The 20,796-nt window shown below is 70.0% G+C and carries 20 protein-coding genes and 1 pseudogene; 12 read left to right on the top strand and 9 right to left on the bottom strand.

Annotated elements, in window-relative coordinates:
• The first annotated feature begins 90 nt into the window (after positions 1 to 90).
• Entirely contained in the window at positions 91 to 990 is a 900-nt protein-coding gene (locus tag ACIBEJ_RS03000) for a LysR family transcriptional regulator (protein WP_397180886.1), read from the top strand.
• Here ACIBEJ_RS03000 and ACIBEJ_RS02995 read toward each other — a convergent pair.
• A complete protein-coding gene (locus ACIBEJ_RS02995) occupies positions 987 to 1,940 on the bottom strand; it encodes an RNA polymerase sigma-70 factor (RefSeq protein WP_397180885.1) in 954 nt (317 codons plus the stop codon). The genes ACIBEJ_RS03000 and ACIBEJ_RS02995 overlap by 4 nt on opposite strands.
• 131 nt (positions 1,941 to 2,071) lie before the next feature.
• On the opposite strand from ACIBEJ_RS02995, the gene ACIBEJ_RS02990 reads away from it, so the two are divergent.
• The 4 genes from ACIBEJ_RS02990 (at position 2,072) to ACIBEJ_RS02975 (ending at position 6,570) form a co-directional block, all read left to right on the top strand.
• Positions 2,072 to 3,802, top strand: a complete 1,731-nt coding sequence (locus ACIBEJ_RS02990) for an L-aspartate oxidase (RefSeq protein WP_397180884.1) — start codon at positions 2,072 to 2,074, stop codon at positions 3,800 to 3,802.
• A 98-nt stretch (positions 3,803 to 3,900) separates the two neighbouring features.
• Complete coding sequence (locus ACIBEJ_RS02985; RefSeq protein WP_397180883.1) at positions 3,901 to 4,659, top strand: SDR family oxidoreductase; 759 nt, start codon at positions 3,901 to 3,903, stop codon at positions 4,657 to 4,659.
• Positions 4,656 to 4,877 carry a hypothetical protein gene (locus ACIBEJ_RS02980; RefSeq protein ID WP_397180882.1) on the top strand — a complete coding sequence of 74 codons (222 nt, stop codon included), beginning with the start codon at positions 4,656 to 4,658 and terminating at the stop codon, positions 4,875 to 4,877. The genes ACIBEJ_RS02985 and ACIBEJ_RS02980 overlap by 4 nt, the downstream gene beginning before the upstream one ends.
• A complete protein-coding gene (locus tag ACIBEJ_RS02975) occupies positions 4,870 to 6,570 on the top strand; it encodes a ferritin-like domain-containing protein (RefSeq protein WP_397180881.1) in 1,701 nt (566 codons plus the stop codon). Before ACIBEJ_RS02980 ends, ACIBEJ_RS02975 begins: the two co-directional genes overlap by 8 nt.
• Before the next feature lie 75 nt (positions 6,571 to 6,645).
• Here ACIBEJ_RS02975 and ACIBEJ_RS02970 read toward each other — a convergent pair whose 3' ends face one another.
• A complete protein-coding gene (locus tag ACIBEJ_RS02970) occupies positions 6,646 to 7,104 on the bottom strand; it encodes a GbsR/MarR family transcriptional regulator (RefSeq protein WP_397180880.1) in 459 nt (152 codons plus the stop codon).
• Positions 7,105 to 7,274: 170 nt separating this feature from the next.
• Here ACIBEJ_RS02970 and ACIBEJ_RS02965 point away from each other — a divergent pair, with 170 nt between their 5' ends.
• A complete protein-coding gene (locus tag ACIBEJ_RS02965; protein ID WP_397180879.1) occupies positions 7,275 to 8,414 on the top strand; it encodes an FAD-dependent monooxygenase in 1,140 nt (379 codons plus the stop codon).
• Between the two features lie 127 nt (positions 8,415 to 8,541).
• Positions 8,542 to 9,408 carry an SAM-dependent methyltransferase gene (locus tag ACIBEJ_RS02960; RefSeq protein WP_397180878.1) on the top strand — a complete coding sequence of 289 codons (867 nt, stop codon included), beginning with the start codon at positions 8,542 to 8,544 and terminating at the stop codon, positions 9,406 to 9,408.
• 12 nt (positions 9,409 to 9,420) lie between these two features.
• On the opposite strand, the gene ACIBEJ_RS02955 is transcribed toward ACIBEJ_RS02960, so the two are convergent.
• Entirely contained in the window at positions 9,421 to 9,882 is a 462-nt protein-coding gene (locus ACIBEJ_RS02955) for a GbsR/MarR family transcriptional regulator (RefSeq protein WP_397180877.1), read from the bottom strand.
• 241 nt (positions 9,883 to 10,123) lie between these two features.
• On the opposite strand from ACIBEJ_RS02955, the gene ACIBEJ_RS02950 reads away from it, so the two are divergent.
• The 4 genes and pseudogenes from ACIBEJ_RS02950 to ACIBEJ_RS02935 all read left to right on the top strand — a co-directional run.
• Positions 10,124 to 10,663, top strand: a complete 540-nt coding sequence (locus ACIBEJ_RS02950) for a PadR family transcriptional regulator (protein ID WP_397180876.1) — start codon at positions 10,124 to 10,126, stop codon at positions 10,661 to 10,663.
• The gene (locus tag ACIBEJ_RS02945; RefSeq protein WP_397180875.1) at positions 10,660 to 11,400 is read left to right on the top strand and encodes an ABC transporter ATP-binding protein; all 741 of its coding nucleotides are present in this window, start codon (positions 10,660 to 10,662) and stop codon (positions 11,398 to 11,400) included. The genes ACIBEJ_RS02950 and ACIBEJ_RS02945 overlap by 4 nt, the downstream gene beginning before the upstream one ends.
• 5 nt (positions 11,401 to 11,405) lie before the next feature.
• A complete protein-coding gene (locus ACIBEJ_RS02940; protein ID WP_397180874.1) occupies positions 11,406 to 13,196 on the top strand; it encodes an ABC transporter permease in 1,791 nt (596 codons plus the stop codon).
• 44 nt (positions 13,197 to 13,240) lie between these two features.
• A pseudogene (locus ACIBEJ_RS02935) lies at positions 13,241 to 13,678 on the top strand (transposase); the annotation flags it as partial.
• Between the two features lie 5 nt (positions 13,679 to 13,683).
• On the opposite strand, the gene ACIBEJ_RS02930 reads toward ACIBEJ_RS02935, so the two are convergent.
• On the bottom strand, positions 13,684 to 14,052 hold the full coding sequence (locus ACIBEJ_RS02930; RefSeq protein ID WP_397180873.1) for a hypothetical protein: 369 nt from the start codon (positions 14,050 to 14,052) through the stop codon (positions 13,684 to 13,686).
• 195 nt (positions 14,053 to 14,247) lie between these two features.
• On the opposite strand from ACIBEJ_RS02930, the gene ACIBEJ_RS02925 reads away from it, so the two are divergent.
• Entirely contained in the window at positions 14,248 to 14,853 is a 606-nt protein-coding gene (locus ACIBEJ_RS02925; RefSeq protein WP_397180872.1) for a dihydrofolate reductase family protein, read from the top strand.
• Positions 14,854 to 15,585: 732 nt separating this feature from the next.
• On the opposite strand, the gene ACIBEJ_RS02920 is transcribed toward ACIBEJ_RS02925, so the two are convergent.
• The 5 genes from ACIBEJ_RS02920 to ACIBEJ_RS02900 all read right to left on the bottom strand — a co-directional run bounded on the left by ACIBEJ_RS02920 (position 15,586) and on the right by ACIBEJ_RS02900 (position 20,698).
• Positions 15,586 to 16,446: an alpha/beta fold hydrolase gene (locus ACIBEJ_RS02920; RefSeq protein ID WP_397180871.1), complete on the bottom strand. Its 861-nt coding sequence runs from the start codon at positions 16,444 to 16,446 to the stop codon at positions 15,586 to 15,588.
• 583 nt (positions 16,447 to 17,029) lie between these two features.
• On the bottom strand, positions 17,030 to 17,158 hold the full coding sequence (locus tag ACIBEJ_RS02915) for a hypothetical protein (RefSeq protein WP_397180870.1): 129 nt from the start codon (positions 17,156 to 17,158) through the stop codon (positions 17,030 to 17,032).
• Between the two features lie 195 nt (positions 17,159 to 17,353).
• The gene (locus tag ACIBEJ_RS02910; RefSeq protein WP_397180869.1) at positions 17,354 to 18,292 is read right to left on the bottom strand and encodes a TIGR03885 family FMN-dependent LLM class oxidoreductase; all 939 of its coding nucleotides are present in this window, start codon (positions 18,290 to 18,292) and stop codon (positions 17,354 to 17,356) included.
• A gap of 672 nt (positions 18,293 to 18,964) precedes the next feature.
• Positions 18,965 to 19,300, bottom strand: coding sequence for a hypothetical protein (locus tag ACIBEJ_RS02905; RefSeq protein ID WP_397180868.1), 336 nt, complete (start codon positions 19,298 to 19,300; stop codon positions 18,965 to 18,967).
• A 423-nt stretch (positions 19,301 to 19,723) separates the two neighbouring features.
• Entirely contained in the window at positions 19,724 to 20,698 is a 975-nt protein-coding gene (locus ACIBEJ_RS02900) for a helix-turn-helix domain-containing protein (RefSeq protein ID WP_397180867.1), read from the bottom strand.
• Between the last annotated feature and the right edge of the window lie 98 nt (positions 20,699 to 20,796).

The following is a 20,796-nucleotide window of genomic DNA, read 5'->3' as shown; positions in this document are numbered from 1 at the left end:
ACAATCCCGGTCAAACGCGATTTTTCGTGTTCAATCGTGAAGAGCGATGATTTATCCCGAGATCAATCGCCTGGGGCTATGGTAGGTGGCATGTCCGAGGTTGAGTTGCGGCATCTGGCGGCGATGGCCGCCGTCGCCGAGGAGGGTACGTTCGGCCGGGCGGCCACGCGGCTCGGCTACACCCAGTCCACGGTCAGCCAGCAGATCGCCGCCCTGGAGAAGGCGGTCGGCGGCCTGGTGTTCGACCGTCCCGGCGGTCCCAAGCCGGTGCGTCTCACCCCGCTCGGGTCCGTCGTCCTCGACCACGGCCGCGCGCTGCTGGCCAGGGCGCGGGCGCTGACCGAGGCCGTGGAGCGGTTCCAGGCGGGTGACGGCCGGATCGACATCGGCACCTTCCAGAGCGTGTCGAGCGTGATCCTGCCCTCCGTCGTACGGCGGCTGCGTGCCGAGCACCCCGGCTGCGACATCCGGCTGTCGGAGGCGGAGCCGGACCAGCCACGCATCGGCGACCTCGACCTGCTCTTCTACGACGGCCGCATCGACGGCGACCTGGAGCACCTCAAGCTGCTCGACGACCCCTACCTGCTGGTGGCCGCCGCCGGAACGTTCCCCGACGGCCCGGTCCCCCTGGAACGGCTGGACGGCGCCCCGATGGTGGCCTGGCCGCTGACCTGCGACCAGCCCTCGATGGAGCAGGCCCTCGCGCGTAGCGGCGCCCGGCCGCAGGTCGTGTTCCGCACCGCGGTCAACGACACGCTGCTGTCGATGGTGCGGGCCGACCTGGGCTCGGCGGTGCTGCCGTGGCTGGCCGTCCACGGCGCCGGAGTCCAGTCCGACGAACGGCTGCGCGTCCACGAACTGCTGCCGTCCCCGCCGCCAAGAGAGATCTACCTGCACTGGCGGGCCGGGCGCAGCCACTCGCCGCTGGCGCTGCGGGCCATCGAGATCGCGGCCGAGGTAGCGGCCGGACTGGCCCCGGCACCCGCCTAGGCGCCGGTGGCGGCCCCGCCGTCCGCGAAGCCCGTGGCGGACCCACCCTCCTCGGAGCCCGTGGTGACCCCGCCGAACTTGGCCGGGTTCATGATCCACAGGATCCGGTCGATGCCGTCGGGCGCGGCGTCGACCGTCAGCACCGTGTACACCTGGCCGTCGCGCATCAGCACGGCCGAGGTCTGACCGTTCGTCTGCGCCCATACCACCTCCAGCCCCACCCAGAAGTGCCCCGAGAACGCCTTGACGTACTTCGCCACCCGCACAGCACCCTCCACCGGAAACCGGGCCGCCCGCACGGCCCCGCCCCCGTCGGCGTAGCTGATCACGTCGGCGGCCAGCAGCTTCTCCAGCGCCTCCAGGTCGCCGGAGCGGGCGGCGGCCATGAAGGCCGTCAGCAGCCTGCGCCGCTCGTCGTCGGTGACCGTGGCCCGCCGCCCGGCGCGCAGGTGTTTGCGGGCCCGGCTGACGAGCTGGCGCGCGGCGGGCTCGCTGACCTCGACGATCTCGGCGATCTCCCGGTAGGGGTAGTCGAACGCCTCGCGCAGCACGTAGGCGGCGCGCTCCGGCGGCGAGAGCCGTTCCAGAAGCATGAGGACCGCGAACTCCATGGCCTCGCCGCGCTCGGCGCCCAGGTAGGGGTCGGCGGTGGTGTCGACGGGCTCCGGCAGCCAGGGCCCGAGGTAGGTCTCGCGGCGGGCGCGGGCCGAGGTGGCGGCATTGAGCGCCAGACGGGTGGTGATCGTCGCCAGGAACCCCGCGGGGTGCTCCACCCTGGCGCGGTCGTAGGTCTGCCAGCGCAGCCATACGTCCTGGACCAGGTCCTCGGCCTCGGTGACGCTGGCCAGCATCCGGTAGGCGATTCCGAACAGGCGCGAGCGCAGCCGGTCGAACACCGCCGCCGCCTCGTCCAGATCCTCCAGTTCGTCCGAGTCGGTGTGCAGCACCACGTTGTGCCCCCTCCTTGGCGCGATCGGCCGAATGTGACCGTTCTCACCTGGACCAATGTCACAAACCGCCCGGCTGCCGGGTCCTTCTTACATTAGGAACTGTTTTTCGCGGATGCGGTTAAAGGAGCGCCATGTACTCGCCAGAGAACCGGATCGCCACGTCAGTCCTGGTGATCGGCACGGGAGGTGCCGGGCTGCGGGCCGCCATCGAACTCGCCGAGCGGGGTGTCAGCGTCCTGGCGGTGGGCAAACGGCCCAAGGCGGACGCGCACACCGCGCTCGCCGCCGGTGGCATCAACGCGGCGCTGGCCACGATGGACCCGGAGGACACCTGGCAGCAACACGCCGCGGACACCCTCAAGGAAAGCTATCTTCTCGCCAACCCCAAAACCGTGCAGATCGTTACTGAAGGCGCGGCGCGCGGCATCGAAGATCTTCAGCGGTACGGCATGCCGTTCGCCCAGGAACAGGACGGGCGCATCTCGCAGCGTTTCTTCGGCGCCCACACCTACCGGCGCACCGCCTACGCCGGCGACTACACCGGACTGGAGATCCAGCGCACCCTGATCAACCGGGCGCAGGAGCTGGACGTGCCGATCCTCGACACCGCCTACATCACCCGCATCCTGGTCAAGGACAACGCGGTCTTCGGCGCCTACGGCTTCGACCTGACCGACGGCCGCCGCTACGTGATCCACGCCGACGCGGTCATCCTGGCGGCCGGCGGCCACACCCGCATCTGGCGGCGCACCTCCTCGCGCCGCGACGAGAACACCGGCGACTCCTTCCGCCTGGCCAGCCTCGCGGGCTGCCGGATCCGCGACCCCGAACTGGTGCAGTTCCACCCGTCCGGCCTCATCTCCCCCGAGAACGCGGCCGGCACCCTCGTCTCGGAGGCGGCCCGCGGCGAGGGCGGCATCCTGCGCAACAACCTCGGTGAACGCTTCATGTCCCGGTACGACCCGGAGCGCATGGAGCTGTCCACGCGTGACCGGGTGGCTCTGGCCGCGTACACCGAGATCAAGGAAGGGCGCGGCACCCCGGACGGCGGGGTGTGGCTCGACGTGTCGCACCTCCCCCGGCAGACGATCATGGAGAAGCTGCCACGCGTCTACCAGACGCTCATGGAGCTGCAGATGCTCGACATCACCAAGGACCCGATCGAGATCGCGCCGACCGCGCACTACTCGATGGGCGGCGTCTGGGTGCGGCCCGAGGACCACGGCACCGGCGTCGACGGCCTGTACGCGATCGGCGAGGCGGCCAGCGGCCTGCACGGCGCCAACCGGCTGGGCGGCAACTCGCTCATCGAGCTGCTCGTGTTCGGCCGCATCGTGGGCCAGGAGGCCGCGGACTACTCCGCCGGACTGGAGGCGCAGCGCCGTTCCGCCGAGGCGCTCGACGAGGCGCGGGCGGAGGTGGACGGGCTGCTGGCCGCCGACGGACCGGAGAACGTGCGGGCCCTGCAGCGCACCCTGCGCAACATCATGACCGAGCACGCCGGCGTGGTACGCGACGAGAGCGGCCTGAAGAAGGGCCTGGACGAGCTCACCGCGCTGGACGCGCGCATCGGCGAGGTCGGCGTGCACCCGGACATCGCGGGCTTCCAGGACCTGGCCCACGCCTTCGACCTGAAGTCGGCCGCGCTCGCCGCCCGCGCGACCATCGAGACCGCCGTGGAACGCCGCGAGACCCGCGGCTGCCACAACCGCTCCGACTACCCCGACCTCGACCCGGCGCTCCAGGTCAACTTCGTGTGGTCCGGGCCCGGATCGGTGGAGAAGGAGTCCATCCCCCCGATCCCGGCGGAAATCGCGGCGCTCATGCGTGACGTCTCCAGCGAGGGGAAGCTCGTGGAGTAGAACAAGATTCTTCGAGGGCCGCTGTCACAATGCCCGCGGCTGCCCGGTCTTAGCTGACGCCGGGGCAACGGGTGCCGCCGGCGTACAGGAGGCGAGCCATGAAGATCGTGGTGATCGGCGGGACCGGGCTGATCGGGTCCAAGGTCGTGACGAAGCTGACGGAGCACGGCCACGAGGCGGTGGCGGCGGCGCCGAACACCGGGGTCAACACGCTCACCGGGGAAGGGCTGGCCGAGGCGCTGGCCGGTGCGCAGGTGGTGGTCGACGTCTCGAACTCGCCGTCGTTCGAGCGGGAGGCGGTGATGAAGTTCTTCCAGACCTCCACCGGCAACCTGCTCGCCGCGGAGGCGGAGGCGGGCGTCGGCCACCACGTCGCGCTGTCGGTGGTCGGCACCGAGAAGATGGCGGACAACGGCTACTTCGCGGCGAAGATCGCCCAGGAGCAGCTCATCGAGAAGTCCGGCATTCCGTTCTCGCTGGTCCACGCGACCCAGTTCTTCGAGTTCGTGAAGAGCATCGCCGACGCCGCCACCCAGGACGGCACGGTGCGGATCGCGCCGGTGCGGTTCCAGCCGATGGCGGGCGAGGAGGTCGCCCAGGCGGTGGGCAGGGCCGCGGTCGGGACGCCGCTGAACGGGCGGACCGAGGTGGCCGGGCCGGACCAGTCGCAGATGGACGACTTCTTCCGCGCCGCCCTCGCCGCCTGGGGCGACCCGCGCGAGGTGGTCACCGACCCGCAGGCGCAGTACTTCGGCAGCGTTCCCGGTGAGCGCACACTCGTACCCGGCGACGGCGCCACCCTCGGACAGATCCACTACCGCGACTGGCTCGCGGCCCAGGGCCAGGAGAAGAAGTGAAGGACAACGAGGCGTTCCTGCGCGCGCTCGAGGCCGAGGTCGAGGTCGAGCTGAACGCGTCCGTGGCCAGCCACCCCGAGGAGGCGCTCGAACTGCCGGTCACCGAGTGGCTGTTCGACCCGATGGACGCCGAGCGCGAGCAGGTCGGCCTGCGCGGCGTGCTCGACGCGATCGAGGTGCTGGAACACGGGGAACGTCCGGGAGGCGACATTGCCTGATTCCCGGATCGGCACACTCGACAGCCTGCGCGAGCACCTGCAATGGGCCATCGAGCTGGAGCACGCGACGCTGCCGCCGTACCTGTGCGCGCTGTACTCGCTCGACCCGGAGCGCAACCCCGAGGCCGCCCAGGTGGTGGCCGGGGTCTTCACCGAGGAGATGCTCCACCTGGCCCTCGTGGCCAACCTCCTCAACGCGGTCGGCGGCAGCCCTCGCCTGGACACCCCGGAGATGCTGCCGCCGCACCCTCGGCCGCTGCCGCACAGCGACCTGCGTCTGGACCTGCTCCCGTTCGGTCGGGAGGCGCTGGAGATGTTCCTGCGCCTGGAACGGCCGGCCGCACCCGGGGCGCCGCCGGAAGGCGACGCCTACGAGACGATCGGCCAGTTCTACGACGCCGTCGAGCAGGGCCTGCGCTACCTGTGCGAGGAGCTGGGCGAGCCGGCGGTCTTCACCGGCGACCCCGCCCGCCAGCTCACCGACGCCCACTTCCGGCACACCGCGGGCCGGCTGATCGCCGTCGAGGGATTGGACTCCGCGCTGGCCGCGCTGGAGGAGATCGTCGAGCAGGGCGAGGGCACCGCCCGGGGCGAGGTCTGGGACGGCGACCCCGACATGTTCCACCCGGAACGTGACGAGGTGGCGCACTACTACCGTTTCCTGGAGCTCAAACACGGCCGCCGCTACCAGCGCGGCGACACCCCCGAGTCGGGCCCCACCGGCGAGCCGATCACCCTGGATCCCGCCGGCGTCCACCCGATGCGCCCCAACCCGCAGCCCGCCGAACCGGGCAGCGCGCTGCGTACCGCGCAGGAGGAGTTCAACAACACCTACTGCGCCATCCTGCACCTGCTCGAACAAGCGTTCAACGGCAACCCCCGGCTCCTCGCGGTCGCCACCGGCACCATGTACGCGCTGAAGGAGCAGGCCCTGGCCCTCATGCGCACCCCCGACGGCGGCGGCCCGACCTTCGAGTACGTGCCGCCCGCCCGACGCCACTGGATCACCGGCGACCGCCGGCGGATCGTCGTCCTGCGCGACGGCCCGTACGTCGTGTACGGCGGCATCCCGCTCCGCCGCAAGCGCAAGGTCGTCTCCGCCGACTACGACGCGCTGACCTGGCAGACCGGCGAACCCCTGGAGACCGAGGACACCTACGCCCTGTGCCGCTGCGGCCGGTCGCGTTCCAAACCGTTCTGCGATGGTACGCACGCCCTGATCGGCTTCGACGGGAAGGAGACCGCGGGCACGCGCCTCTACCGCGAGATGCAGCACGTCCACGACGGCGTCGGCATCTCCGCCCAGCGGGTCGGCGAACTGTGCATCCACGCCGCCTTCTGCATCGGACACACCAGGCCGATCGCCAAGATGCTCGACGACACCGAGGACAGCGACGTGCGTTCCAACATCATGGGGCGCATCGATCACTGCCCTTCCGGTTCCTACAGCTATGCCCTGGAACGCGGCGGGACCACGATCGAAGTCGATCTCCCTGTGGCGATCTCGGTCCTGGAGGAGGAGCACGACCAGGCCAGCGCGCTGTGGGTGACCGGCGGGATCCCGGTCGTCCGATCGGACGGGCTGCCCCTGGAGACGCGCAACCGGATGACGCTGTGCCGTTGCGGCCACTCGGCCAGCAAGCCGCTGTGCGACGGCACGCATCGGGCGATCGGCTTCCGCGAGGAGACCTGAAACCCCGGGGCCTGAGGGGCAGCCGGTCCCGCACACCCAGCGGGACCATCGCCACGTCCTCGCCAGAGGCTGAGGTCAGCCGTTCTGCCGATGCCAGCGGTCCAGCAGGGCGGGGAGTTCGGCGAGCAGGAAGGTGTAGAAGGCGTGCATGCGGTCCAGCCGCCTGCGGGCGGGGCCGCCTTCCTCGGTGGCGGCGATCCCGGTGGCCGCGGCCTGGAGCATGGCCTGGATGACGGTGTTCTGGCCGGTGAACAGGGTGGCCCAGGCGTCGTCGCGGAGCCGGTAGTGCTCGCGGCGGCTGCCAGGCGAGGGCACACGCTCGATCAGGCCGACCGTCGCCAGGGATTTGATCGCGCCGGAGACCGATCCCGCGCCGGCCTCCAGCCGTCCGGCGATCTCGCCGGCGGTGACGCTGTCCTGGTCGGTGAACAGGAAGACGGCCAGGGTGCGCGCGGCCATGCGCTGCAGCCCGCCCTCTGTCAACGTCAGGGCCAGCCGTTCGGCGGCCTGCCACTGCTCGTGCCGGTCGTTCACGCGTACGCCTCCTTCGATGGGCAACCAGACTACCGACCCTTCAGAAATTTCTGAAATATCGGTATAGTCCTGGCATCGGCCTTCCACGAGGTCCGATGGTGTGCCGGGAAGCCTGGTCGGCGATGTGACATTGCTCGTCCTGCTTGTCCCAATCTCCCGCTGAGGAAGCCATGCGCGCCATCATCATCGGAGCCGGCATCGCCGGCCTGGCCACCGCCCTACGCCTGCACCAGATCGGCTGGGACACCCTCACCCTCGAACGCGCCCCCGCCCGCCGCGACGGCGGCTACGCCCTCACCTTCGGCGGCATCGGCTACGACGCCGCCGAACGCATGGGCATCCTGCAAGACCTGCTCAAAAAGGGCTTCGACACCACCGAACTCGTCTACCACAAACCCAACGGCCAACGCCGCTTCTCCCTAGACCGCGCCACCATCGCCGCCACCACCGGCCCCCGCTCGATCACCATCCTGCGCGGCGACCTCGAAGCCGTCCTGCACGAGAAGGCCGACGCCGAGATCCGCTTCGGCACCACCCTGACCGCCGTCGACCAGGACGAGCACGCCGTCCGCGTCACACTGAGCGACGGCAGCACCGAGGAGGCCGACCTGCTCGTCGGCGCCGACGGCCTGCACTCGGCCACCCGCGCCCTGCTGTTCGGCCCGGAAGAGGACTTCCTGCTCGACCTGGAGCACAAGGTCGCCGTCTTCATGCTCGACCAGCGCCCGGAATCCATCGCCCCCGGCGCGACCGGCACCCTGTCCTCGCGCGGCCGTACCGCGGCGATCATCAGCGTCGGCGACGGCCGCAACGTCGCCTTCTTCGGCTACCGCGCCGACCACGCCCGCCCCGGCGAAGACGCCGCCACCCAGCTGGAACGCGTCTACGGCGATCTCGGCTGGATCATCCCCGAAGCCCTCGCCGGACTCACCCGGGCCGATTCGGTCTACTTCGACACCATCAGCCAGGTCATCGCCCCGTCCTGGAGCAGCGGCCGCGTCGTGCTGCTGGGCGACGCCGCCTGGTGCGTCACCCTGTTCGCCGGGTACGGCTCCGCCCTGGCCGTCGGCGGCGCCGACCGGCTCGGCACCGAGCTGGCCGCCCATCCCGGCGACATCCCCGCCGCGCTCACCGCGTGGGAAGCCGCCATCCGCCCAGAAGCCGAACGCAAACAGCGGCTCGGCCGCCGCGTCAAAGGCGTCTACGCCCCCACCAGTCCCCTGCTGCTGTGGCTGACCCAGCTCCCGCTGCGGCTGACCGCCCTCCCACCGGTACGCCGCTATCTGCTCCGCCGCTTCATCAAGGGCTGAGGCTCGCGCGCCGCGCCAACATGCCGTCATGCGATAGCTATTTTAGTACATAATGAAATAGCTGGCACATTCCAGGCTGACGGTCGCGAGCGCATCACCGCCGGCCCGAACTCCGGAGGAGATCGCCATGACGAAGCGGCGACCGGCCGCGCAGACGGCGCTCGGCCCCATGGTCATCGCGGCCGTCGAGCAGTTGCTGCCCGCCGAGCGGCGGGTGATCGACGACGACCTCGCCCAAGGCTTCCTGCCGCCCGGCACGCGGCTCGTCGTACGAGCCTGCAAGTGGCGCGTCATCCGCGACCTCGTGATCGGCGCCACGGACAAGCAGGCCCACGGTCTGTGGGCGAGCATGCTGTGCCGTAAACGGTATGCCGACGACAAGGTCGCCGAGGCTCTCGGCGACGGGATCGAGCAGGTGGTGATCCTCGGCGCGGGGCTGGACACCCGGGCCTACCGGCTGGTGGTGCCCGCCGGCGCACGCGCGTTCGAGGTGGATCTGCCGGAGAACATCGAGGACAAGCGGGCGCGGCTCGGTTCCGTCCCCGACGGGGTCGCCCTGATCGCGGTCGACTTCCAGCGTGATGATCTGGGCGCGTCGCTGGCGGCGGCGGGATTCCGCCTCGACGAGCCGGCGATGTTCGTGTGGGAGGCGGTGACACAGTATCTGAGTCAGGACGCCGTCCGGGCGACGCTCGCGTTCCTGGGCAGGGCGGCTCCCGGCAGCCGTCTGATCTTCACCTTCGTCCGGCAGGACTTCCTCGACGGTACCGACTTCTACGGCGCGAAAGGCGCGCACCGGCAGTTCGTCACCAGGCGCCGGGTCTGGCACTTCGGCTTGGCGCCCGGCGCGGTGCGGGATCTGCTGGCGGAGTACGGGTGGGCCGAGCGCGAGCAGGTCGGGCCTGAGGAGTATCGCGCCCGCTATCTCGTGCCAGCCGGGCGTGACCTGCCGGTGTCGCAGATCGAGCGGTTCGTCTACGCCGCCAAGCCGTGAGGCACCGGCGCGCTACGGCGCCCGCCCGTCGGAGGCGCGCGGAGGTGGCGCCTGGTCGAACACCTTGGCCATCCACTCGAACGTCATGTGCGCCTGGCGGATGCGCGCGGCCCGCTCGTCATCCGATCCGACCAGGTCCAGGCCTTCGCGGGTGATGTCCAGGAAGGACGTGATGCCGGCGATCTGCTTGCGGACCACCACGGCCCAGGCGTCCTCGGCCATCCGGTAGAAGATGGTCCGCTCGCCCGGCCGGGTACGCCACCGCAGGAAGCCCATGCCGGTCAGCAGCCGCAGGTTGGACGTCAGCGAGGCGCGGCTGGCTCCGATGGCCGCGCTGATCTGCCCGGCGGACTGCTCCGGGGGATCACACACCATCAGCCAGCCCAGCACCCGGCCGGCGATGGGCGGCACCCCGTCGCGCGCCAGGTACATGGCGACCCGCTCGACCCATTCCATCATCGCCTGGTCGGTCATCGGCCCTCCCCTTGCAGTTGTTTCAGCATAAGCTAAATATCATCATTCATGCGCTGGGCAGGCCGGGCTGCCAAATCGGCCGCTACACGGTCTTGAGGAAGCGGAGCATCTCGGCGGCGTCGGGCAGGCCGGGCCGCAGGACGCGCCAGGCGCGCCGACCCAGGAACGTAGGTCTCCCCGCATGCGGCGTTTGACGCGCCCTACAGCTAACGGCTATCTATTAGCTAACCGTTAGGGGGACATGGTGCAGGACGCAGTGCTGGCGATGCTCGCCAAAGAGCCGTCGCACGGGTACGGCCTGCGCGCCCAACTGCGCCAGAGCCTGGGCCCGCTGGGCGAGTCGATGAACCCCGGTCAGATCTACGTAACCCTGTCCCGGCTGGAGAAGGCCGGGCTCGTCGTCTGCGAGCGGGAGGACGGCCTGCCCGAGCGGCCCGATCGCAAGGTCTACGCGCTGACACCGGCCGGGCAGCGACGGGTGGCGGCATGGCTGGCCGAGGTGGGCTGGCCCAAGCCGGACCAGGCGGAGTTTCATCTCAAGCTCGCCGCGGCGGCCGCGTCCCGGCTCGCCGACCCGATCGAACTGGTGGCGGCGCAGCGCCGTGAGCTGCTGCGCCGCCTGCGCGAGGCGCAACAGGCGATCTTGGCCGAGCCGGCGGGTTCGAAGGCCGTGCTGCTGCTGGAGGGGGTCGCGCTGCGGCTGCAGGCGGACCTGCGGTGGCTGGACGCCTGCGAACGGGCCTGGTCCAGGGCCGATGACAGAGTCGAGGATGGTGCGTGAACAAGTCGGGTGCCGTGGTCCAGGTCCATGACCTGGTGAAGGAACACGGTCAAGGGGACAGCCGGGTACGGGCGGTCGACGAGGTCGGCCTGCAGGTGCCCGAGGGGCAGACGCTGGCGGTGATGGGGCCGAGCGGCTGCGGGAAGTCAACTCTGCTGCACCTGCTCGGCGGCCTGGAACGACCGTCCCGCGGGGAGGTGTGGCTGGCCGGGCAGCGCATCGACACCTTGAGCGAGAGGGCTCTGGCGCGTATGCGGCGCCGGTCGGTGGGGTTCATCTTCCAGGCCTTCCACCTGGTGGAGGAGTTGTCGGCGACGGAGAACGTGGAACTGCCCGCGCTGCTGGCCGGGCACTCGCCGCGCCAGGCCAGGCGGCGCGCGAGCGCCCTGCTCGAACGGGTCGGGCTCACGGCGCGCGCCCGGCACCTGCCTTCCGAGCTGTCGGGCGGGCAGCGTCAGCGGGTCGCCATCGCCCGCGCACTGGCCAACCAGCCTCTCGTCGTCATGGCCGACGAGCCGACCGGCAACCTCGACAGCGCGGCCACCCTCGACGTACTGCGGATCTTCGCGGAACTGCGTTCGGCGGGACAGACACTGCTGATCGTCACGCATGACGAGCGCGTCGCCGCCGGCGCGGACCGGCTGATCTCGATGCGCGACGGAATGTTCGTCGACGACACCAGCATGGCCGGCTCCCACCCGCGCGGGCTCGGCGGCCTGATCGGGCTGGAGGGCTGAACGGCATGGGCTCCATCGTGCTCGTCGTGCGCCTGGCGCTCGCCGACGTGCGCAGGCACCCGTCCCAGGTCGCGATGCTCGTGTTCGCGGTGACCGCCGCGACCGCCACCCTGGCTCTTGGCCTGTCCCTGAGCGGGACCAGCCAGAGGCTGTACGAGCAGACCCGCGCAGCCACCGCCGGGCCGGATGTGGTTGCGCTCGCCGGCGAAACAGGCCGCGCCGCGACCTCGGCCCTGGCCGGGCTGGCGGACGCACCCGGCGTGACCGGCCACCACGGCCCCTATCGCATCGTCTACGCCGACCTCACCACGCGCGACGCCACGGCGTCCCCGGTGGTGGTGCACGGCTTCGCCGAGAAGCCCGGCGCGCTCAACCGGCCACTGGTGACCTCCGGCAAGTGGGTGCGTCCCGGCGGCACGGTCCTCGAGCGCGGCTTCGCCACCGCACTGGGTGTCGCCGTCGGCGACCACGTCACCATCGCCGGCCGGCCGTACCCCGTCGTCGGGATCGCCGTGACCGCGGCCACCTCCATCTACCCGTGGGCGGCGCAGATCGGCCCGTACGGCGGCGCCAGCGACTACACCGGCCTGGCCTGGATGACCCGGTCCGATGCCCGGACCCTGGCGTCGTCCCACGATCTCCCGGTGACCATGGCCCTGGACCTCAAGCTGCGCGACCCCGCCGCGACCGAGGCGTTCCGGAAGGCCCACCGCGACCCCGCCACCAGGATCAACTTCCACTCCTGGCAGTTCAAGGCCGAGCAGGACGCCGTCATTCTCAGGGGCGCCCAGCCCATCCTCGTGCTCGGAAGCTGGCTGCTCAGCTTCCTGGCCGTCACCGGGGTCGCGGCGCTGGCCGCGGGCCGTGCCGTCCAGCAGACCCGGCGGGCGGGGCTTCTCAAGGCCGTCGGCGCCACCCCCGGCCTGATCGCCGCCGTCCTGCTCACGGAGTACCTGGCCGTGGCGCTGCTGGCCGACGTGTTGGGGCTGGTGATCGCGCGGCTGACGGTGCCCGTCATCGCCAGCCCCACCGCCAGCAGGATCGGCGACGTCGGCGGGCCGAGCGGCCCCGTCATCGCCACGACGACGGTCCTGGCCGTCGCGGTGGCGGTCCTGTCGGCGCTGCGTCCCACACTGCGGGCCCTGCGCACCGCGACCGTCGCCGCTCTGGCCGAGACCGCTCACCGGCCCCGCCACCGTCCCCGGCTGACCGCGCTGTCCGCGCTGTTGCCCACGGCGTTCCTGCTCGGGGTGCGGTTGACCGCCCGCCGCCCGGGCCGGATGGTGCTGCAGGCGTGCTCGACCGCCACCACGCTGATCGCGCTCACCGGCCTGCTGTCCCTGTCCGTCCAGTCGTCCAGGGGCTACGGCCTGAACGGTTCCACCGCCCTGCCGAACCTGCGGGCCGAGAACTCCGGCCATCTGCTGATCGTGGTCTCCGCCCTGCTGATCGCGCTGGCCGTGGTCAACATCCTCGCGTTCACCTGGACCACGGCGATGGAAGCACGGCCGAGCCTGGCCGTCGCCCGAGCGCTCGGCGCCACCCCCGGCCAGGTCTCCGCAGGCTTGTCCATCGCCCAGCTCCTGCCCAGCCTGCCCGGCGCCCTCATCGGCGTACCCCTGGGCAGTGCCGTATTCTCCGCCTTCAGCCCCCGGAACGCGAACCTCGCGCCGGGCTCCTGGATGCTCCTCGCCGCGCTCGCGACCCTCCTGGTGACGGTCGCACTCACCGCCCTGCCCGCCCACGTGGCCGCCCGCCGCCCCGTGGTACCGGTCCTCAGGGCCGACACAGCATGATCAACTGGCAGGTACGGCCGGCAACAAGGAGGGCCGCAGACCGGCCCGTCCCGGGCGACCGGGGACGGGCCGGCAGCAAGCACCACCTGATCACCGAGGCCACCGGCATCCCGCTCGCTGTCATCGTGACCGGCGCCAACCACAACGACGTCACCCAGCTCATCCCGCTTCTGCAGGCCGTCCCGAAGGCGCGGGGCAGGCGTGGACGCCCCCGCCGGCGGCCGGTAGTCATCCTCGCCGACCGCGACAAGTACCGCCGCCTGGTGCGCGACCTGCAGATCCGGCCACTGATCGCCCGCCGTGGCACCGAACACGGCTCCAGCCTGGGCAAACACCGCTAGGTCGTCGAACAGACCTTCGCCCTCCTGCACGCCTTCCGCCGACTCCGCATCCGCTGGGAGATCCGCGCCGACGTCCACGAAGCCTTCCTCAAGCTCGCCTGCGCACTCATCCGCTGGCGACGTTTGGCCTCATGGCGTTAGGACCTCTAAGTCGCGAGGTTCGACAGGATTGCGGCACACTCCAGGTCGCGGTAAAGCGCGGGGAGGTGGTCGCCCCCGCCCGCGGTGCGGAAGGCCGCGGGCTTGGCGGCGTCGACCCAGCGCGACCACTCCGACTCGGCCGGGATGCCGATCACCTCGGTCATGAAGTACCCGACGGCTTCGCTGCGCCTGCCCGCGGCGACCAGGGCGCTCTGGTGCTGGACGTAGCCGGCGGGCGCCGGGGGCTTGGAGCCGTCGACGATGAACGGCGGTTCGTACAGGTAGAGTCCCGTGATCTTGCCGCCCAGCGCGCCGGCGGTGTCCGGGGTCAGCCCGCCGTAGGGGCTGCCCGCCCAGCCGGGCGGCAGCGTCACCGGCCACGGGTGCTTCCCGCGAGCGGGAGCCGGCAAGGGAGCGAGCTCGGCCGTGGCCTACGCGGTGAGGTGGCTGGTACGGCGCGTCACGCGCAGCCGCCCGGTGCTGTCTTCTCGCTGCTTCCGCACTGCGGCCGATGAGTTTGTGGCTCCCGGCAGGTCCAAGCTCGTGACGCACTAAGAAAGGACACCGCCATGTCGGAGCTTCTCGTCGACTTCATCACCTCCCTCGACGGCCACGCATCGGGACAGGGGTGGCCCGGGTTCTGGGGCTTGGAGGGCCCTGAGTACCTCGCATGGCTCGGCGAGCAGCCCGAGGCCACCTACCTGATGGGGGCGAACACCTACCGCCAGATGTCGGGCTTCGCCGCAGGCGAGGTCCCGAGTGGCCAAGACGAGTTCAGGCCCGAAGAAGAGGCGTCCGTCGACGAGCTCACGCAAGCGTCCAAGGTGGTGTTCTCCTCCTCACTCGAAGAGCCGCTGACGTGGGCCAACTCCACGCTCGTCCGCGACGACGCCGTCGAGGCGGTCCGCGCCATGAAAGCGAGTGGCTCGGGGCTCCTCAGCACGATCGGCAGCCTCAGCCTGTCCCGGTCCCTGCTGCGAGCCGGACTCGTCGACCGCTTCCGGGTCGTGATGTTCCCGGTGATCACCGGAGCCACGGGCGAAGAACGCATCTACGACGGCTATCCGGACGTCGCCCTCGAGATGACCGAGCACCGCACCTTCGACGGCCGCATCCAACTGGTCGAGTACAAGCCCCGCGTGCTCGAGCACCCGCCGCTCGGCGCCCCTGCGTGAAGCCGCCCCGCCGGCCGGTCTGGGCGGACGCCAGACCGGCGCCGACGGGCGCAGAGCAAGAAGCCGATTCGGGCCACTATGTCCGATTCTCACGTTTGTCTGGCCGTTCCCTTCCTGCTGCGGTCATCTGCATCCGGCGGCATGCCCACCACGCGCAACCGCCCGGCGTGGTCGTAGCGGCCGAGCAGCAGTTCCCTCGGCCGCCGCGGCACTCGTACACCGGGCACGACAGACGATGCCGCTGTCAAGCACATCCGGCCCCCTTTCTCACCTCGCGGGGGTTGCCACAGGCCCCTTGCGAGGCCGGCGATCTTACGCAACCAGCCCGGGGACGCCGGGCGATCGCAATCACGCTGCCGACCGCGACGGCGAGGCCGTAAAAGCGCCGGGTGCAGCGCCAGCGGGTGCTCGGCGAGCGATGTCCCGGGCGGAGACGGTGAGAGGGGGGTGTTCGCCGAATGGCGGCAGGAACTGGCGAACTTCCTGACGTTCGCCCCGACCGCCTGCGCCTACATTGCCTGTCGCCTGATGTGCGAGGTCGGATTGCGCGTGTCCAAGGCGTGCAATCTGGACTTGGCTGGCATCAAGTGGGACCTGGGCCGCTTCAGAGCACTGCGTGTCCGCCATGGGTGGAGCGCCCGCGGGTCCGTGCTGTACGAGCGGATGGTGCCGCTGATCAACAACGCCGCAGCGATTGGCACGGACCCGGGTGGAGGGCTTGGCAAGCCGGGCTCATGGGCGGAGGAACGCCAGCAGCGACTGCGCCAGTTCGTCCGGGGCTTCCTCGGCCATGTGGTGGCCGCTGCTGATCGCGTGTCCGGTGACGTCGTCGGCCCACGTGCGCCAGATCGCCAGCGGATCGCCATACAGGTCCTCCATGTCGTCCTTGGACGACCACAGGAACAGGGTCGGGCTGGTGATGCGACGGCCTGCGTCGCGGTCGGCGTCGTCTGCCGCGCGGTCCACGGTCAGACCGGCGCGGTAGTCCTCGCACATGGCGTGGACGGTTTTCGGGTCGTGGATGGCCCGGCGGTAGTCCTCGTAAGCTTCCTGGCCCATTTGCTCGGCGGTCGCCGTGTACCAGGCGTCGGGGTCGGCGTTGATGATCCGCTCGGCGGGTTTGGCGCTCTGGCCGAGGAAAAACCAGTGCCACCAGGCCGCGGCGAACTTCGCATCAGCGCGAGCCAGCGCTTCTCCGATGGGGATGCCGTCCATCACGATCAGACGGGTCACGGCGTCGGGATGGTCGGCGGCAAGGCGGTGGGCGACGTACGCGCCGCGGTCGTGACCCGCCACGGCGAACTGGTCGTGGCCCAGTGTGCGCATGAGGGTGACCATGTCGCCGGCCATGGCACGTTTGGAGTAGGGCGCGTGATCCGGGGTGGTGGGCGGCTTGCCGGAGCGGCCGTAGCCACGCAGGTCGGGGCAGACCACCGTGTGGTGCGGGGCGAGATGCGGGACGAGGCGGTGCCAGGTCGCGTGCGTACGGGGATGACCGTGCAGGAGCAGGAGCGGGCTGCCGGAGCCGCCGTGCCGGACGAACAGCTCCGTTTCGCCCACGTCGATCACGGCGGTTGCGAAGTCGTCGAACATCTGCCGCTCCTACCCGGCCCCGGCGTCGATCAACGCCGGTGTCACTGGGATCCGCCGTGAGAGGCCAGGTAGGCGCCGAGCACCGCAACCATCAACCCAACGCCGATGAGGATGGCTCTCCACGATCCGACGACGGCTTGCAGGATCCCGAGACGTTTCCGACGCAGGCGCTGGCCCGGAAGCCGAACGCGGAGAGAAAGCCGGGAAGCTCGCCGAAGCCGTCTTTGCCTAGGCGTAGACACCCGCGTCGCGAACGGGCTTCCATAAGGCGAGCCGTTGAACGACGAAGGCCGGCAGGAGCATGCCAAGCCCAGCGATTGTCCAGGCGACGAGAGCGCCGGTTTACCTGGGCGAAGTTGCGTGGGAACGAAACACTCCAGCGCCGATCATCGAGCGATGACCATCGCCGTGAGGGCCGGCAACGACATCTTCCCGGAACCCGTCAGCTCCCTCGACGACTTACTCGACGCTTTGAGCTGCGCTACCCAAGACATCCAGCGCCGGCGGCAGCGGGCACCCCCGTCACGGCCACGTGCCTTCGCCGCCTCGATGGTCTCAACGAGGCCTGCCCGTCACCTTGTGATCAGCGCTGAAGCCAGCGTTCCGGCGTCTCCCTGAGCTGCCTGCGGACGATGGCCACCAGCATGATCGACATGCCGGTCGCGACGACCGCACCAATGACGATCATCGTGATGATGAACAAGATGTCCATGGCTTCCCTCCTCCCGCCGAGGTCTTCGCGGCAGGGTCGTCAAGGCGACGTCATACAGAACTAAAACAAGGCAGACCATCGCACAGAAGCCCGGATCGGGCGCGAAACAACAGGCGGTAGACGATGCGCGGCCCACCCGGCCGCCGATCATCCTTCAGCGATGCGCTCGCGCGTGAGTGTTGGGCATCGCCCGCGTTACTTGACGATCTCGGCGAAAGCCTCGATGAACGGGCGCTGTTCCTGGCCGACGTGATGCAGGTAGACCTCGTCGAACCCCTGCTCGCCGTACGCGTGGAGCACGTCGGCGTGACGGCCCAGGTCGGCGGAGACGTGCACGACCTCGGCGACCTTCTCGGGCGGCACGTCCTTGGAGACGACGTCGAACAGCTCCACACTGTCGAGGTCCCAGCACACCGGCGGCTCGAACACGTTGGAACGCCACTGGTCGTGGGCCAGCCGCAGCGCCTCCTCCTCGGTCGGCGCCCAGCTCAGGTGAACCTGTACCCGCAGCGGGCCATGCCCGCCCGCCTCTCGGTAGGCGCGCGCCACGTTCGCCGCGTTCGGCCCGCCGACGGTGATGAGGCCATCGGCCCACTCGGCGCACCAGCGTGCGGTCCGCTCACTCACCGCCGCGCCGATGAGCGGCGGCGGTTCGGCCGGGCGCGTCCACAGCCTGGCCCGATCCACGGTGACGAGGCCGTCGTGGGTCACCTCCTCTCCTGCCAGCAGGGCCCTGATCACGTCCACGCATTCGCGCAGCCGCGCGTTGCGCACCTGCTTGCGTGGCCACCGGTCGCCGGTGATGTGCTCGTTGGACGCCTCTCCGCTGCCGAGCGCGGCCCAGAACCTGCCGGGATACATGGCGGCCAACGTGGCGACGGCCTGGGCGATGATGGCCGGGTGGTAGCGCTGCCCCGGCGCGTTGACGATGCCGAACGGCAGCGACGTACGCTCCATCGCGGCGCCGAGCCAGGACCAGGCGAACCCGGACTCACCCTGACGCTCGCTCCATGGCGAGAAGTGGTCCGACGACATGGCCGCGCCGAAACCGGCCTCCTCCGCGGCCGCGACCGCGTCCAGAAGCGTCGCGGGTGGCACCTGCTCGTGGGACGCGTGGAATCCGAACATAGGCATGGCATCGCCGCTACCCCGTCTTCCCGGCCCCGAACTCGATACGGCGCATGCCCTTCCCCTGTACGACTGTGTCGTGTACAGGCAGATGAGTGTCGTCTCCGGGGCCAGGAAGGTACGAACAGCCAGGTGATTGCGGGGATCCGGCCCAGGGTTCGTGACGGATTATCGCGCCGCCGCAACGGATTATCCGGTGTGCGTCCGTACGTCACCCACCGGATCCGCCTGGGCTGGTACCACCTCGGAAAGGTCAGCGCTGGAGCCGGCGGAGCATGCTTCTTCCCGGATGTCAGCCGCATTTTCCAGAGCGATGTAAACCACGCAAAGCGCAGACCTGTCGCCGCGCACATTGGGAAGCATTCAAGAAGCCAGACGAGACTCATCCCTGAAAAGACAGATGCTCGGCATCCCCGCCAGCCGCTGCCCGCCGCCGAACACCTCACCGTCGAGCCGCTTCGTCGCCCCCTGGAACACCTCTCCCCCGGACATCGGCGTAGCTCGGTGAGGCCGTCCACCCGCGAGGAAGGTCGTGCGTCCGGCGACCGGTCAGCTGCTCAAGCGAGCCCTTCTTCGAAGCCGGCCACACCGATGCCCAGGCGGGCCGGCTCCACCGTGAGTGCTACATCCCACCGGGGCGGGGCCGACAGCCTCCCGGTCCCGGGCTTCAGGGAAAGATCAGATGCGGGTAAGGCATTTCGTCGGGATCCAGCCGAGGGCGTAGGACTTCCAAAGCGTTCCCGAGTTGCAGCTGGCGTAGGCGCCCCCCTCCTGATTTCCGCAGGGCAAGCCGTTGAGCCTGTCGTACTGGTGGAAATGCCGGAGAATTCTTGATCGTCTGTCCATATCGGCGTGGACGTTGACCCCTCCTGCCACCCACACCATGTAGTTGCAGGTCGCCTGCGGTGCGCCCGGCACGGAGCGGACCTGGGAGGGCGAGGCCTCCGCCGCCGTGGCGGCGAATGACGCGGCCAGGGTTCCGATCGCGAGAATGATGGCGGTGCGCTTGGACATGGTGCTGCCTCCTTGTCGATGAGCGCGGGCACTCAGCGCTCAGATCGTGAATTTCGATGGGCCGGCGCTCTCCGCGCTCGCCTAAATGCAGGCTGTGTCGTCCCTTGGGGGTTGCTGTGCTGCTCCTCTCCACTTTTCGTCTCCCCCGGACGCGGAACAGGGTTGCGCTTTTCGAGAGTTGAGATGATGGCCTTCGGCTTAGGCCGTAATCGCGGCTCGCGCCGGTGAGTAAACGGGGGCCTCGCAACCACCAGGGCCGTGGCCTCCGTCTCTCACTTAGAGGATGCAAGTCCGGTCCGATTCGCGTCTTCCGTGAGAGCGCACACCTCTTTAGTCAGCGCGCCCGATGGCACAGGCGCGGGGATAGCCCGAGGGCTCAGCCCGCCGGGTAGCGGCGGGCTGGAGAGAAAAGAAAAGCCGGTGTCAGTGCGCTCCGGGGTATTGCTGCCGGAACTGGCGTGGGGAGAGTCCGTAGGCGCTGCGGAAGGCCTGGCTGAAATGCGCCGGACTGGTGAACCCCCAGCGGGCGGCGATGGCGCCGATCGGGTGGGCGGCCAGCCTGGGGTCGGCTAGATCACGCCGGCACCGCTGCAGGCGGCGCTCACGGATCCAGGCGGCGACGGTGTGCCCTTCTGCGTGGAACAGCTTGTGCAGATAGCGCCGCGAGATGTGATGCGCGGCGGCGATCGTGTCCGGGCTCAGGCGCGTATCTCCGAGGTTGGCCAGGATGAAGGCGCGGATTTCGGTCAGCAGAGCGCTCTGCCGAGTGTGCGGCGGCACCATGCTGTGGGCATCCAACTCGCTGGCCAGCGCCGTGGTCAGCATGTCCAGCGTCAAGACCGATAACCGGGCCGTGTCGGCCGGGCTGAACGTGTGCAGGTGCCGTACCAGGCGCAGCAGGAACTGTGAGGACAGCGCGCCCACGCCCCGATCGCCCGGGATACGCAGGCCGATCAGATCCCGCAAGGCTCGCTGGGGAAAGGGCAGGAACGAGCGAGGAAACTGCAGGCACACCATCTGCGCCGCCCGCCGGCTGGGCGTGAGCCGGGTCAGGCAGGGCTGTGAGCTGTCACGCAGGGACAGGTCACCGACGTGGAGCTCGGCATGCCGATCGTCCTGCTCGGTCCATACGCGGCCATGCACGCTACAGGTCACCAGGAACGTCTCGGGATCGGATCGGCGGATCAGCTTGGGCGTGCGGTGAATCCACTGCGGCGTCGTGGTCATCACGACCACCTGCACGGGGCCGAGCTCGCTAAAGTCGGCCCGAACCTGGAACGTGTTCTCAAGATGCGGGTCACAGCCGGCCGCGACCGGCAGCCACCGTGTTGCGCTCACCTCACGCCAGACGGCGAACCGTTCCTTCGCCGGAAGCTCAGCCGTACTGACCGTCTCCACAACACCTCCCCGGTGTTGACAGCCGCCACGACCTTATCCTGGGCAATCGGCTCTGTGTCGTTACCATCCGCTTGCCGCACGCACCGTTCGCCGCTGCT

Origin of the sequence: Nonomuraea sp. NPDC050790 (assembly GCF_044456745.1) — a bacterium.
Taxonomy (GTDB): Bacteria; Actinomycetota; Actinomycetes; order Streptosporangiales; family Streptosporangiaceae; genus Nonomuraea.
This window is presented reverse-complemented; position numbering and strand designations above follow the sequence as displayed.

Bases quoted from the DNA above. Each gene is read 5' to 3' on its own strand.
- ACIBEJ_RS03000 (WP_397180886.1), top strand. From the start codon at position 91: ATGTCCGAGGTTGAGTTGCGGCATCTGGCGGCGATGGCCGCCGTCGCC.
- ACIBEJ_RS02910 (WP_397180869.1), bottom strand. From the start codon at position 18,292: ATGCCTATGTTCGGATTCCACGCGTCCCACGAGCAGGTGCCACCCGCG.
- ACIBEJ_RS02940 (WP_397180874.1), top strand. From the start codon at position 11,406: ATGGGCTCCATCGTGCTCGTCGTGCGCCTGGCGCTCGCCGACGTGCGC.
- ACIBEJ_RS02960 (WP_397180878.1), top strand. From the start codon at position 8,542: ATGACGAAGCGGCGACCGGCCGCGCAGACGGCGCTCGGCCCCATGGTC.
- ACIBEJ_RS02985 (WP_397180883.1), top strand. From the start codon at position 3,901: ATGAAGATCGTGGTGATCGGCGGGACCGGGCTGATCGGGTCCAAGGTC.
- ACIBEJ_RS02925 (WP_397180872.1), top strand. From the start codon at position 14,248: ATGTCGGAGCTTCTCGTCGACTTCATCACCTCCCTCGACGGCCACGCA.
- ACIBEJ_RS02965 (WP_397180879.1), top strand. From the start codon at position 7,275: ATGCGCGCCATCATCATCGGAGCCGGCATCGCCGGCCTGGCCACCGCC.
- ACIBEJ_RS02950 (WP_397180876.1), top strand. From the start codon at position 10,124: ATGGTGCAGGACGCAGTGCTGGCGATGCTCGCCAAAGAGCCGTCGCAC.
- ACIBEJ_RS02905 (WP_397180868.1), bottom strand. From the start codon at position 19,300: ATGTCCAAGCGCACCGCCATCATTCTCGCGATCGGAACCCTGGCCGCG.
- ACIBEJ_RS02915 (WP_397180870.1), bottom strand. From the start codon at position 17,158: ATGGACATCTTGTTCATCATCACGATGATCGTCATTGGTGCGGTCGTC.
- ACIBEJ_RS02955 (WP_397180877.1), bottom strand. From the start codon at position 9,882: ATGACCGACCAGGCGATGATGGAATGGGTCGAGCGGGTCGCCATGTAC.
- ACIBEJ_RS02920 (WP_397180871.1), bottom strand. From the start codon at position 16,446: ATGTTCGACGACTTCGCAACCGCCGTGATCGACGTGGGCGAAACGGAG.
- ACIBEJ_RS02990 (WP_397180884.1), top strand. From the start codon at position 2,072: ATGTACTCGCCAGAGAACCGGATCGCCACGTCAGTCCTGGTGATCGGC.